This window comes from Wolbachia endosymbiont of Drosophila seguyi, assembly GCF_028981765.1.
GTDB lineage: Bacteria > Pseudomonadota > Alphaproteobacteria > Rickettsiales > Anaplasmataceae > Wolbachia > Wolbachia pipientis.
Genome location: NZ_JAPQLM010000040.1, coordinates 1 through 13,814, shown reverse-complemented (window position 1 = coordinate 13,814; position 13,814 = coordinate 1). Strand labels below are relative to the sequence as shown.

At 34.4% G+C, this 13,814-nt stretch carries 12 protein-coding genes and 1 tRNA gene; 4 read left to right on the top strand and 9 right to left on the bottom strand.

What is annotated here, in order from left to right; all coding sequences use genetic code 11:
• Positions 1-24: 24 nt before the first annotated feature.
• From OZD62_RS00820 to OZD62_RS00810, 3 genes are all read right to left on the bottom strand, one after another.
• The gene (locus OZD62_RS00820; protein WP_155975178.1) at positions 25-180 is read right to left on the bottom strand and encodes a hypothetical protein; all 156 of its coding nucleotides are present in this window, start codon (positions 178-180) and stop codon (positions 25-27) included.
• Between the two features lie 17 nt (positions 181-197).
• Positions 198-2,177 carry a surface protein-related protein gene (locus OZD62_RS00815; protein WP_275019233.1) on the bottom strand — a complete coding sequence of 660 codons (1,980 nt, stop codon included), beginning with the start codon at positions 2,175-2,177 and terminating at the stop codon, positions 198-200.
• Between the two features lie 89 nt (positions 2,178-2,266).
• Positions 2,267-3,583, bottom strand: a complete 1,317-nt coding sequence (locus tag OZD62_RS00810; RefSeq protein WP_275019232.1) for a collagenase — start codon at positions 3,581-3,583, stop codon at positions 2,267-2,269.
• 250 nt (positions 3,584-3,833) lie between these two features.
• Between OZD62_RS00810 and OZD62_RS00805 the strand changes: the two genes are divergently transcribed.
• The 3 genes from OZD62_RS00805 (at position 3,834) to OZD62_RS00795 (ending at position 6,759) form a co-directional block, all read left to right on the top strand.
• A tRNA-Val gene (locus tag OZD62_RS00805) sits at positions 3,834-3,906 on the top strand.
• 26 nt (positions 3,907-3,932) lie between these two features.
• The gene (locus tag OZD62_RS00800) at positions 3,933-4,829 is read left to right on the top strand and encodes a cation diffusion facilitator family transporter (RefSeq protein WP_275019230.1); all 897 of its coding nucleotides are present in this window, start codon (positions 3,933-3,935) and stop codon (positions 4,827-4,829) included.
• A gap of 52 nt (positions 4,830-4,881) precedes the next feature.
• The gene (locus OZD62_RS00795) at positions 4,882-6,759 is read left to right on the top strand and encodes a hypothetical protein (protein ID WP_275019229.1); all 1,878 of its coding nucleotides are present in this window, start codon (positions 4,882-4,884) and stop codon (positions 6,757-6,759) included.
• Here OZD62_RS00795 and plsY read toward each other — a convergent pair.
• The 6 genes from plsY to recA all read right to left on the bottom strand — a co-directional run bounded on the left by plsY (position 6,750) and on the right by recA (position 12,889).
• On the bottom strand, positions 6,750-7,328 hold the full coding sequence (gene plsY / locus OZD62_RS00790; protein WP_010963004.1) for a glycerol-3-phosphate 1-O-acyltransferase PlsY: 579 nt from the start codon (positions 7,326-7,328) through the stop codon (positions 6,750-6,752). The two genes, OZD62_RS00795 and plsY, sit on opposite strands and share 10 nt — an antisense overlap.
• Before the next feature lie 12 nt (positions 7,329-7,340).
• On the bottom strand, positions 7,341-8,807 hold the full coding sequence (locus OZD62_RS00785) for an alanine/glycine:cation symporter family protein (protein ID WP_316657683.1): 1,467 nt from the start codon (positions 8,805-8,807) through the stop codon (positions 7,341-7,343).
• Between the two features lies 1 nt (position 8,808).
• Positions 8,809-10,152, bottom strand: a complete 1,344-nt coding sequence (locus OZD62_RS00780) for an alanine/glycine:cation symporter family protein (RefSeq protein ID WP_275019227.1) — start codon at positions 10,150-10,152, stop codon at positions 8,809-8,811.
• Between the two features lie 22 nt (positions 10,153-10,174).
• Positions 10,175-10,945, bottom strand: coding sequence for a CDP-alcohol phosphatidyltransferase family protein (locus OZD62_RS00775; protein WP_010963007.1), 771 nt, complete (start codon positions 10,943-10,945; stop codon positions 10,175-10,177).
• Positions 10,942-11,634: a phosphatidylserine decarboxylase gene (locus tag OZD62_RS00770; protein ID WP_007548750.1), complete on the bottom strand. Its 693-nt coding sequence runs from the start codon at positions 11,632-11,634 to the stop codon at positions 10,942-10,944. Before OZD62_RS00770 ends, OZD62_RS00775 begins: the two co-directional genes overlap by 4 nt.
• A 187-nt stretch (positions 11,635-11,821) precedes the next feature.
• Entirely contained in the window at positions 11,822-12,889 is a 1,068-nt protein-coding gene (gene recA / locus OZD62_RS00765; protein WP_010963008.1) for a recombinase RecA, read from the bottom strand.
• A 624-nt stretch (positions 12,890-13,513) separates the two neighbouring features.
• On the opposite strand from recA, the gene OZD62_RS00760 reads away from it, so the two are divergent.
• Positions 13,514-13,814, top strand: a 301-nt coding sequence (locus OZD62_RS00760; protein WP_275019234.1) for a DnaJ domain-containing protein, incomplete at its 3' end; no start/stop codon positions are given.

Genomic DNA, 13,814 nt, shown 5'->3' with positions numbered 1-13,814 from the left:
ATAATCCTAATTATAGTTAGCCTTTCATAAGTAGCGATGCAACAAAGCCATCCCAGTGTCTGGGCACTGGGATGACACCGAAGGGGCTACTCGGATGACAAACCCTGTCATTCCATGGCGTGACGCTGGTTTCCATCCAAGACGGCAGTGCTTGACACTGGAATGACAAGAAGAGGGCACTGCCCTCCTTGTATGTATTAGATATAGGCCGAGTTGTGGTCGTGATAAATGTGATCGCTTGCGCAATCGAACATTTTCACAAAACCATTCTCTAGATAAAGATTATATTCGTGATGTTGATCTGATAATACAATATTATCTTGCTCCCCTGAATTGAAATGACTTGAATCTGACAGCAATTCGTAATTTGGATTATCTATTTTACTAATGCTGTTTATTACTTTGCCATTACCACTTGATATAGCTAAACTATAACTATCACCATCCTTCATTATCTTGATGGACACCTTATCTTCAGGTAACACTATAAGCTTCTTTGTGCCACTATCGTGGATTACGAATTTGCCTTTTTCAAAATAGTATTTGTCTTCCGGCAAAGCACCAACCTTATAATCTGATGTGTGCAGTTTGTTCCAAAAATCTAACACAGATTGCTTTTCTGCTCCTTCCGCTCTATCATACAAGGCTTTCACATCATTATAATTTATCGTTACATTTGCCTTATGCTTCCCTTCTGAGTCCTGCTCGTAGCTCTTTTCTATTTTGAGAATTGTGTCTTTTAATACTACCTGTTCTTGCTCTTTCTCCTCCACTGAAGCTGACCTTTTTGCCCTTGTTGGAATTTGTGGCTGATCAGACTGCATTTCACTATTGTCGTTTGATGCAGTTTTCTCTTCAGCAGCTTGTGCAACAACATTAGTAGTACTATGAACTTCTGTCTTAGTTTCACTTACTTGCCCTTTTGGACTTTCGGTTTGTTTCTCTTTTGTAAATATTCTCTGATAGTCCGTGTAGCCTCTATTAGTATCACCGATATCGCCACTGCCTTGATCAAAAGTTATTTTTTTACTTCCATTTCCCATATCTTCAATTTCAACTTGAGGAGAAACAGATGCTAGGAAATCGTTATAACTGTAGTTGTAGTCAGCAGAAAAGAATATTTTCCCTTTGAAATTGTGAAAGTTATTAGACAACATTCCAATTTCTTCATCACCATCAAACAATTTTACTTTAGTGAAATATGTTTGATCTTTTATTCTAACTATTTCACCGCTGGAGTTTCTTTGTATGTGATAATCATTTGGGTCGTACTTTATAGCAAAAAGTTTGCCAGAGCCATATTTCTCTAAGTTTATAAGGCCCACATTTACATGTTTATGGGAATAATCTCTCTTTTCATATTCATGTGCAAATATTGGATCTATATATCTATATTCGTCTGATATATTTGGCATACCTACTGGATGTTCATTCCCATCTTTCGTCACCGGAACAAGCTTATATGCTCCATCTTTTTCCACTAATTTTAGGTGAGTAATACTTTGTGGTAGTTGAAACCTTACGTTTGCTCCATGGTCATGAATAAATAGATCACCTTTCTCGGTAATATAAAAGCCCATATTTTTAAATTCATGTAAGTGCTCGTCTCCTTGCTTTACGACAGCTTCATATACATCATCGTCTGTCCTATCTGTTCCCTTATTATCCAGTAATTTTCCTTTTTCCACGATTACTCCATTTGCCTTTTGCTCATCAGAATATTGTGCATGTTCTGAATCCTGATGATTCAAAATTTTGGTACCTCTAAGAAGCAGAGAATCTAAATCTTTTTGGATGTGTCCAGTGCTAGGATGCAACAATTCATTTTCATGTAAATGCGCTTCATCAAAGTATTCATCGCGTTCAACTGTTCTGCCATCTATTAGGGAAGCTTTATAATGACCATTTTCTTTTGTAACTGCCATGTAAGCACCGCCTTCGTATGAAACATTTAAGTTGTGCAATATATCCTCAAAAACGAAAGTTTCTTTAGTTTGGCCTTCAACTTGCTTAAAAAATCCTGATTCGCTCAATAATTCTCCAAGCTTTGTATTTCCGTCATATATAGACAGTGCACCCATATCTCCTTGACCATGAGCTTGCATAGAAAAAATCTTACCTTCTTGTAGATCAATATGATTTGTACCTCTTATCAAGTTTGAATCGATGTTGATCATCTCTCCTAACATCTTTTCTACGTCGATGTTCTTAGTCGTTTTTACTTGTTCTAAGCCAGTGTTTATGGTTTTATCAAGTAAGGTACTTTTTAATTCCTCATATTTGGAGGGAATTGAATAATATTTGTCTGAATACTCTTCGTAAGAAATCTTCCTTCGCTATATTCTTTATTTATCTTGGGATATTCCATTTGCCTCTGCTCATCCAGATTTTTTAATGCATCATCATAAGCTTTCTTTAAATTTTCATCATACTTTGATAGCATTCTAAAAGCCTGATTTTTATACTCTAGACTGTTTCGGTACTCATTACCTTGTTGGTCAGAGTAAGTTAGTTTATCCTGTCCATCGGAAGTTTTTACTACCTTGAGGAAATGATATTCCTTTGATATATCAAGTGTATCATTTGTTGCCCTATTTATAGCACGAGCAACATCATAAAATGCAACGTGTTCTACAGGAGAAAAACTTCCAACGTTTTCTCCATCCATTTTTTCTATATTTGCTTTATAGTAGGATACGTTTTTAATTTCTCCACCCACTATTTCTTGACCAATTGCTATGAAATCTCCTTTTGTAACTTGCAAAGCGTTGAGATGTTCCATTGCAGTTTCTGTATCATTCTCAGCAAGCCAACTTTTGAAGTCAGTATCGTGTCCTTTTATGTCTTTCAAGAAACTTTTTGACTCATCTGAGTTACCTTGACGTAAAGCATCTAGGTAGTCTCTTAATAAACTAGGATCTTTTTCCTGTAAGTACATTATCAACGCATGACCTGTTTTATAAACCAAGCTATTTGCTTCGCTGTCCTTTGAGTATTCTAAACTTAAAATTTTATCTAAATCCAAATTTGCAGCTTCAGTTTTGTCGATACTTGATCCTTGAGAATTGAATTTATGATCTGAATGATGCTCAAAGTAGTCTGCAATTCCTTCCATTAATACTGTAGGTAAAGATTTGCCTCCTGTAGCCAAGTAAGTTAAACCATGTGCAAATTCATGCTGAAGGTTATGAATGCCACCTTGCTGGTAGACGTACATTTCAGCAAAAACGTCAGCTTTCCCTTTGTAGTAACATTTACCACCTTCGTCTCCAAGGTAAGAACCGAAACGCTCGCTTCCGCCAAGGTGAGTGTAATCATCCTTGTCATCAAACATGTAAATTTTAAATGTTTGTTCTGAACTGCCGCGTTCTAACTCGAATGCGTTTTTAAAATTAGTAGCTGTTTCTCTTATCTCACTTTCAATGTTAGCAACTTTACTTGCTCTTAAATTGTGAGAATAAACCTCTACTTTAATATTTAAATCTTCAACTTCTATAACATGTGGCGAATTAAACCCTTTGCCGTTATTGTTGAAATATTCTGCTTTAGTTATATTTTTATTTACTTGTTGACTAATTGTCATAATTTTAACCTCTAATTTGCTGATCTTTCAATATCAAGCATAAAGTAATTTCCCTAAAAAAAACGTAAATCCCTGTATTAATATGATTTATATCTTAATAAATAAAGTATAGATAGTTAACTTAATATGTAAAATTTAGAATATGGCTGAAATTCTATACAGCTATATTCCGGAATCACATTGGACAAGGACAAAAGCAAAGTGGTTTATTGACTTTCATTCCACCAAAGCACTATACTAAAACCACGATGGGTAATTAGCTCAGTTGGTAGAGCACTTGCTTGACGTGCAAGCGGTCGCTGGTTCGAACCCAGTGTTACCCACGTTTTTGTTTATGAAAAGATTTTATATGACAGCAGTGCATAACGGTAAACACTCAGCAGCGCAGTCCAAGCGCTTAATCTATTCCATAATAATAGTTGCGATAACAATGTTTATGGAAATAGTAGGTGGAATAATTTCACATTCGCTTGCTCTATTATCAGATGCAGGGCATATGCTCACTGACCTCTTTGCCTTGTTTTTAAGCTGGTTAGCACATAGGTTTTCAGCTAAGAAATCCGATTTGCAGAGATCATACGGATATCATCGGTTGCAGATAATTGCAGCATTTGTTAATGGTTTAACTCTATTCCTCATTGCAGTAATCATTATAATTGAGTCAATAAAGAGGTTTATTTTTCCAGTCAATGTTGAGTGGAAAGTAATGTTAATAATTGCTACACTCGGTCTTGTCTCTAACATAATAGTCTTTTTTATATTACATAGTAAATGCGAGAGCAATATAAACATAAAAAGTGCTGTACTACACGTTATAGGAGATATTTTAGGTTCTGTAGCTGCTATACTTGCATCTATAATTATCATGCTTACTGGATGGCAAATAGTAGATCCAATCTTATCAGTATTTGTTAGTGTGATAATTCTAAATAGCGGCTATAAAATTCTCAAAAATTCTTGCCATATACTCCTTGAAGGTACGCCTGAGGGTATATCTGCTGAAGAGATAAAAAGTAAGATCACATCAGAATTACCTGAAGTGATAGATGTGCACCACATACATACATGGTCGCTGTCTGATAATTATTTTATAATTACCATGCATGCTAAAATAAAGCAAAATGTGCAGCACACCAATGTTTTATATGAAATAAAAAAAATATTGCTAGATAAGTTCGAGATAGCACACTCTACAGTCGAGATCGAATACGATGAGTGTGCGGATAATAAGATACTTAAACATTGACGTTTTAAATTATTATGCTATTACTAGAGTGTAATGATGTTGAAGGTAAGCTATGATAGGTATTTCTCAAATACAATTTCCTTCAAAGGATTCTAGTAAGCTAAAATTTGTTAGCTACTTTGGAGCTTTTGTCTCGTTAAGCATTATCACTAATCCTGTTAATGTTCTTTTTTCTCTTGGTACTATGTTCTTCAGGTCTGAAATTAAAACTCTTTATATCTACAAAGAAATAAAAACGGCAAAACAGCAAAAAATGAGCAAAAGGGAATATTGGGAAATATTTTTTAAAAACAATACAATCAAGGTAGCAGCCTTCCTCTTGTTTTCTGCTTTCATAACATATCTAACTTTCACTACCACTTTCTTGCTTATTTCGTTACTGGGAACTATACTACTTACAATGCTATTAATTTTATTGCAGAGTGAACTAAGGCCAAAAGATTTTAACCCATTTACGCTGCTTAAAGCTTCTATAAATTTCTTTTTGGAAGGTATAAAAGAGAATTTACGTGGTATGGTTAATAGTTTTGATGTTAAGCTTGAACATTTACTGCCCCATCAATTAAATGATGATATCATTAAAAATATTGATAAATTAAAAGGTAAGTATAGTGAACAAGTACCTGAAGACGTAATCAAAAATGATGAATATATTCAATTCATTGGATATATAAACAATTCATATGAGTTTAGTGATGAGGATAAAGGAAGAGTAATTGCATTTTTAGATGACTTTTGCAAAGATGATCAAAAGCATAGCTCCGGCTTTACAGGTGGGCAGGTTCTGCTTTTAGTTTTAAGGGCTTGCAATGATGGAGACGGAGAAGCCGTTAAGAGTAAAAAGGATGCATTGATTTCTAATTTAATTGATAGCCAAACTTTCTCTAGAAAAGAGCGAATTCCTAACACTTGCTTCACCGGTATTATCTATAGAATGTTAAGCACGCTAGAGGGTATTCATCCTGATCCAGAAATTAGATTTACTCCCCCAAGGGAAATGTTGCTCTCAGAAGCACAAAATAAAGCACGTGAGTTTATGTTAGACAGGTTAAAAAACAAGAAAAACAATAAAGAAATTCTTAAGGCTTGGTATGACGTTCAAAATGGTTATGAAGACGATGAAAGTCAAAAAATAGTTGATGATTTTATTTCAGAAGTAAGTATTCCTTTAATGAGAAAATTATTGAGTATTACTTCTCAATATAGTGAACAAATTGTGCTGACGTTAATGAAAAATATTAGCTCTATAAAGTTAAATAAATTACAATGTTGTGAGCTGGTTCAGCACATGAGAAATAAACTGCAGGAGCATGATTTAGATGACCAAGAAAGTTTACTCGAAAACATCGGAAAAAAAGTATTCTTAGAGCTATTAAATCGAGATCTACTCGAGACAGATTTTTCTCTCAAGGATTCATCTTTGGATGGAGCTAAGAGAATAGCTAATAAGATAATAGAAGAAGAAGTAGCAGAATTTAAATTAAAGGCTGAGAAGACTATTGAAGGTCAGATAATTAGCATGTTAGATGGGTTAAGAATGCTCCCAAGAGAAAAAAGATGTTATAGGGTATATGTAGAACTCAGTAAAAATAACGAAAATGATAAGGAAAAAATAAAGAAAATTTTGCAAGAAAGGTTAAAAGTAACAAAAGCAGCAATGGATGAAATGTTAAAAAAAGGAGCTTCACATAAGCTAGAGTTAGAAATTGAAAGTGTATATGAAGGAAATAAAGATCACGTTACTCAACTTTATGAAAAAATAAGAGAAACAAAAAAGGAATTCATTGAAGATGGTCTTTTAACACCTCAAGAAGTAGAGAATATAACAAAAGCAAAAATCATAGACTTAAACAAAGAGGACAAAATCATACCGTCAAGCAATTTGTCTCGTAGTTTAAGTGTCAATAATTTGGCAGTACATTATCTATAAAATTTATACTCTTTACCTTGCAGAAGATTCACAATATTTCTGTGGTGTTTTAGGAAGACCAGTGCTCCTATAATTAGTAATGTTAAGAACAAATTCCTCTGAAAAAAAAAGGACCATGCTACAGCCGTTGAAGTAGCACTGAGTGAAGCAAGGGAAGAGTATCTAAAGGCAAGAAAGACTATTATCCAAATTATTACGAATACTAAAGTAATATCGATGTTAAATGCTATCAGTATCCCTAGAGTGGTTGCAACGCCCTTTCCTCCACTGAATTTTAGCCAAATAGGAAACATGTGTCCTAAAACTGCTAAAATTGCAGATACATATATATAAAAATCGTTATTATCACAAAATTGTTGTGCTATATAAACGGCAATAAATCCCTTAAAGGAATCCAGAAATAATGCCAAAGCAGCAAGAAATTTATTTCCCGTCCTTGCAACGTTTGTAGCACCAATGTTTCCTGAACCTACTTCTCTTAAGTTTATCCCTTTTATTCTTGTAATGATTAAGCTAAACGGTATTGAACCGAGTATGTAGGACAGTATAAGGACTACATACTTTTCCATTATACCAAGAACCTAATTAATTTTATTATTCCTCAGCCTTTTTAGGTAGCACTGAACTTCATCGTTAATCTGATTACTAAACAGTATAAGCGCTGTCATGTTGATGAGAGCTAAACAAGAGAATAAAGTTCCACCGATATTGGCAATAGCCATTATATCTTTAGAAAGACCAGAGAAAAACGCCACAATTATTACCGCTATGCGGTATATCACTATACTTTTTGCACCGAATAAATATAGCCACCCCATTTCACAACAATATACAAACGAAATTACTGAAGAAAATGCAAACAAAGGAGCAGCTACTGTTAGAAGGATAGGAAACCATGGAGAAACTGTCTCAAATGCTTTGTGAGTAATTAATATTCCCTCACCAACACCTGTTTGGTATGCACCTGTTATTACTATTGTTATTCCTGTTAAACAGCAAATTAACATTGTGTCAAAGCATGGTTCTATCATAGCGACTAGTCCAGTTCTTACTGGTTCTTCATCTTTAGTTGTTGCATGAGTAATTGAAGCAGAACCAACACCTGCTTCGCTGGCAAAGATTGCCCTTTGAATTCCAGCAACAAATGCTCCTACCATCCCTCCGCCAACAGCATTGAAATCTATCATAGTGGAAAATAATATTTTCAACGTATAACCAAGGTTATGAATATTAAATGCAATAATAATAATACAACTCAAGATATATATAGGTGACATAATAGGCACTAGTGCAGAAGATACTCTAGCTATCCTTTTAATTCCGCCAATAATCACTAGAGCAAGCAGCGCAGAAATTATGGAAGAAAGAAACCAAGAGTGACCATCTACCCAACTTGAATAGCCAGATAATATTGAAACCATTTGGTTGGTTTGAAACGCTACACTTCCACCAAGACCTGATAATACAAAGAATACTGCATACATGGCAGCCAGCACAATACCAAGTTTTTTAAATCCAAATTCCTCCAGACCATTCCTTATATACTGAAAGGGACCACTAAACAATTGGTCCTGATCTTCTGTTCTATGTCTAAACGCCAACGTTACCTCAGCAAATTTTGCTGACATACCAAAAAAACCTGTAATCATCATCCAAGGCACCGCTCCTGGTCCACCCATTGAAACTGCAATTGCGACTCCAGCAACAGTTCCAAGGCCTACTGTGCTTGAAAGTGCAGTCATAAATGCCTGAAAATGCGTAATATGACCATCATGGTGATTCGTGTCATATTTTCCACATAAAATAGCAAACGCATGCTTAAACATTCTTATGTTGAGAAATCCAAAACGTAATGTTAGAAACACATAACCAAAAACTAGTAGAAGGATTATAAATGGCACGTAAAGGATCTTGAAAAACAGTACTTCATTCATGAAGTTATTTATTCCATTCAACACAGCGTCATAACTTTCGTAAAAACCTGAAGCAGCGTACACATCATTAAACAATAGGCAAAATAACACCATACAAAGCAATCTATAAATCATGTTAATACCCTTTAGAATTGTAATAAGAATCTATTGTATTCAAAACTTCCCTTCTTAGTAGATATATTGCAACAGCATTTGGAATCATAAGGCACATAAACAAACTGTCACCTAGATAAGATATAAATTCTATATTCTTTGACATACAGCTGATATACACTGAAACCACTATAAGAATTTGGAACGGTACCAGTATTTTTTTACTACCAAATAAATACAGCAAAGCAACTTCACAGTAGTAACAATAAGCTATTATTGTGGAAAATGCAAAGGAAAACATCATTAGCGGAAAAACTAACTTGCTGAACAAGGGCAAAGCTGTTGAAAATATCGAACTAATTAGTGTAATATCACCCACGTTATCAGTGCTATGCATACCAGTGATAATTATCACAATACCAGTCAAAAATGAGATTAATATTGTGTCTATAAGTGGTGCAATCATTGCAACGCACCCAACTTTAATTGGATCTTCTTCTTTTACAGCTGAATGTGCTATAGCTGCTGTTCCGGTACCTGCTTCGTTAGCAAACACTGATCTTCTCACTCCGGCTATTAATCCGCTCAATACTCCGCTTCCTATAGCTGATTTATTGAAGATATCTTGGAATATTATGGATAGAGCATTCAGCAAATTACTTCCGTTTACATAAATTAAATATATACACATACCCACATATAGCACTATCATAATTGGTGCTAAGCTCGTTGAAACGAAAGCAATGCGCTTTATTCCTCCCAATATTACAATAAAGACAAGCAGGGATATAATAATGGATGCGTTGTATTCTAGGAGGTTATTTGATAGTGCTGCTATTTGATTTGCTTGAAATGGTATACCGCCCAAAATCATTGCAATAAGTAGCATAATCGCATAAGTGAAGGCAAGAAATCTACCAGTTTTTGCAAATCCAATTTTTGCAAGCCCGTACTTCATGTAATAAAAAGCCCCGCCAGTTGTATTTTCAGAGCGATAAGTAAATGCAAGCACCACCTCGGCAAACTTTATCGACATACCAAGTATTCCGGTAATTACCATCCAAAAAACTGCACTTGGGCCCCCTATTGTGATAGCTATTGCAACTCCTGATATTGTTCCAAGACCAACTGTTCCTGAAATTACTGTTGCAAACGCTTGAATATGAGTGATTATGCCATTGTTGCTGTTATTACACTTTAGATTGAATAGCGTCTGTATTCCATATTTAAGTAACCTAAAGTTAATGAATTTGAACTGGGCAGTACAAAAGATTCCAGTTGCAATTACCCAAATAATTATAAATGGAATGTTGAATATCTTTATATACAGAAATGAATTTAATAGTTCACTTATCTTCAAAATCATGCAGTTTTCTATTTTTTGTTAGCTAACGAGTTTTATATGTAAAATATATGTAAAACCCGATGCTTATTGGAATAGTAAGTGTATACACTATACCTAAAATTGGTAGAGTCATCCAGGGCTTACTGATGAAAAATACAATAAGTACTCCAAAAAATGACACAAATATATAGGATAGGCTTTTGGGAATATAAATATATTTTGCAGAGAAAGTTGGAATGTGACTTATCGAAAAAAATGAAATGGCCAGAAAGTAACAAGCTACGTTTCTTGTGTTAAAAAATCGCTCTATGAGAAGTAAGTATTCACTCTCATGAGATTGAAAGGTAATAATTATTGGTAACAAAGAAAGTAAAGCACACACTGGAGCTGGAACACCAGAAAAGAAAAATTTTTCCCAGTATGGTTGTTCTGAGTGTAGCGAAACATTAAATCTTGCAAGTCTTATTGATATGCAGATTACGTATATCATTACTAAAATCCAACCTATGACTTTGATTTCGTTTAGCTTCCAAAAATACAAAAGAAATGCAGGCGCTGCACCAAAATTTAGAAAATCTGCAAAAGAATCAAGCTGGGCTCCAAAATCGCTAGTTGATTTTAGAATTCTAGCTATTCTGCCATCCATTCCATCTATTATTGCTGCAATGATGATAAAAATTACTGAGAATTCCCATTGTTCATTAAATGTAAATTTAAGTGAAGTGAGACCAGAACATAAACCCAATAAAGTTATAAAGTTTGGGAATAATTTAGTAATAGGTAAGAATCTACTGTTACTTCCCTCGTTATTCATATAACGTCAAAAGTAAGCTTCTCTTGAACGTTTTCCTTATTTAAGTTTGCTATAATTGTTTCACCACCAATAACAGTTTGCCCTTCTGAAACTCTGACTTCTGTATCAGCAGGAACATAGATATTCACTCTACTGCCAAACCTTATAATTCCAAACCTTTCACCTGCTTTTACGTTCTGGGATATTCCTAAATTACAAACGATACGACGTGCAATTAATCCAGCTATTTGCTCCACAATAATTTCTTTCCCCTTTTCGTATTCAATTACAATAACCTGCTTTTCATTTTCATTACTAGACCTATTGCTCATTGCGGATACAAACTTGCCTTTTTTATAACTCATTTCCTTTATCGTACCAGATATTGGTATACGGTTCACATGGACGTTCAAAACACTTAAAAATATGCTAACAAGCGTAAACTTCTTCTCCTCTCCGTTTTCTGCTGATAAAGGATAATTAACTTCTTCAATTTTTGAAATCACACCATCAGCAGGACTTAATATAAGATTCTTATTGTTTGGCACAGCTCTTGCTGGATCACGAAAGAAATAAGTACACAATAATGTCGGAAACAAGCACGTAACGCCAAACCCCCAAGATATAGAGAATGCTATACACGTTACTATAAAGGAAACTACTATAAATGAATAACCTTCCCTGTTTATATTAGGTAAACCAAAACACATAATCTTATTAACAATAACCTATTGTTAACAATTTATCATTTATAATTTCTCATGAAAAGCTTTTTTTAACTGCTTCAGCAAAGTCTTTTTGATACAAGGTAACATTACAGATTGTTATATTAGCACATAGAATTACCGTCATACTGTAACAACCCGTCCAACACAAAATCTAATGCCTAAGTTTAGATCAGAAAACTGATTCTTCTAAAAGTTGCTCACTATCCTCGTCTATTATGATAGAATTATCATGATTTCTGAGTAAATCTCTGATTTTCGTTTCTATTTCATTTGCGACTTCTTTGTTTGTTTTTAGGTAAGTTTTCACATTCTCTCTTCCTTGCCCAAGACGTGTGTTGTTATATGAATAGTAAGCGCCTGCTTTTTCAAGCACACCAAGCTTTGCTCCCATATCTATTATTTCTCCGAGTTTTGATATACCTTCATTGTACATTATATCAAATTTCGCTTCTCTAAATGGAGGAGCAACTTTATTTTTTACAACTTTAACTCTTGTTTCATTACCTGTAATATTTTCTTTGTCTTTTATTACACCAACTTTTCTTATATCAAGCCTTACAGAAGTATAGAATTTTAATGCATTTCCACCCGTGGTAGTTTCAGGATTTCCATACACTACTCCTATTTTCATACGAATTTGATTAATAAATATCAATATACAGTTCGCTTTTGAAACGGCAGAGGTTAGTTTCCGTAGCCCATGACTTAGAAGCCTTGCTTGCAGCCCCATATGTTGATCACCCATATCACCTTCAATTTCAGCTCTTGGAGTTAATGCTGCGACAGAGTCAATAACTATCACATCAACCGCACCAGAACACACTAAATACTCAACAATATGCAACGCCTGCTCTCCAGTGTCTGGTTGTGAAATCACTAAATCATCAGTGCTTACCCCAAGTTTACGAGCATATAAGACATCCAATGCATGTTCTGCATCGATAAATGCGCATGATCCTCCTTTTTTTTGTGCTTCAGCAATCACGTGCAAGGCAAGAGTGGTTTTACCAGAACTCTCGGGGCCAAATATTTCAATTATACGCCCTTTTGGCAGACCTCCAACACCTAGAGCCGAATCAAGCGCAATTGATCCTGTGGATATTGTGTCTATTTTTTCTACAGGGTTTTGCTTCAACTTCATTATTGCACCTTTACCGAATGCTTTTTCAATCTGGCTTATTGCGTTATCTAGCGCTTTTTGTTTATCACTATTTCTTTCTTCTGGGTTACTTGCCATAGATCATTTATTAATTTATATAATTCTCTATGATAATCAAACGCGAATAACCTGCCAAGGTTTTTCTAGTATTTATGTATTATTTCAATGAAAAATATTAACGTTTTCATAAAGCAGATATTTGTTTGCCTTCGTTAGTAACACACTATACTTTAGTGTACGAACGTTGCAATTTGCAGCATAGCAGGTGGTGTCATCCAAGTAGCCAACACTGAAATGACTAAATTCGAAATGGCTACATGAATTTATTGTAAATTACTACCGTATAAGATGCGATGCAACAAAGCCATTCCAGTGTCAGCTACTTGAATGACACCTCTTAGATGGGTCAGCTACTCAGATCTGCCATGAAAACTGCAACCCTAAATGTTGGAGCACTGTCGTACACTAAGCGCTGTAATGACAATTTTAGTCGCTTCATACACTTATCATGCTAGTCATAACAGAAATAATTTTTACCAAAGATATTTATGAAATAATTGACATAGTTTGGAAATATGTATATTATAGAACATTAATAGTTAGTTAATTTGTAGGTGTAATGTGGCTAGAAATGTTTTGAATGAAAATGAGTACCATGCTTTAAAGCAGTTGTTTTTAACATTTAATATTCAAAAGGAGGATGTGGTAAATTCTGACATTAAGAATATTAAGAAAAAGCTTAGTCAACAATACCGTAAATTATCGTTAAAATATCACTCAGATAAAAACCCAAACAATAAAGAAGCGGAGGAGAAATTTAAGGTTATTGCATTAAATAAGCCATTTTTTGAAGAATTTATAATAGAGCCATTGGAGAAAGGTCTCAATAAAAGAAATAATTTAATAAAAGAATTACGCGGTAAGTTGTGGAGTCGCAGTTATGAAGAATTGCAAAAATACTTAGATGATAAGTGCAGAAATAAACTCTATAATAAGCAGCAGT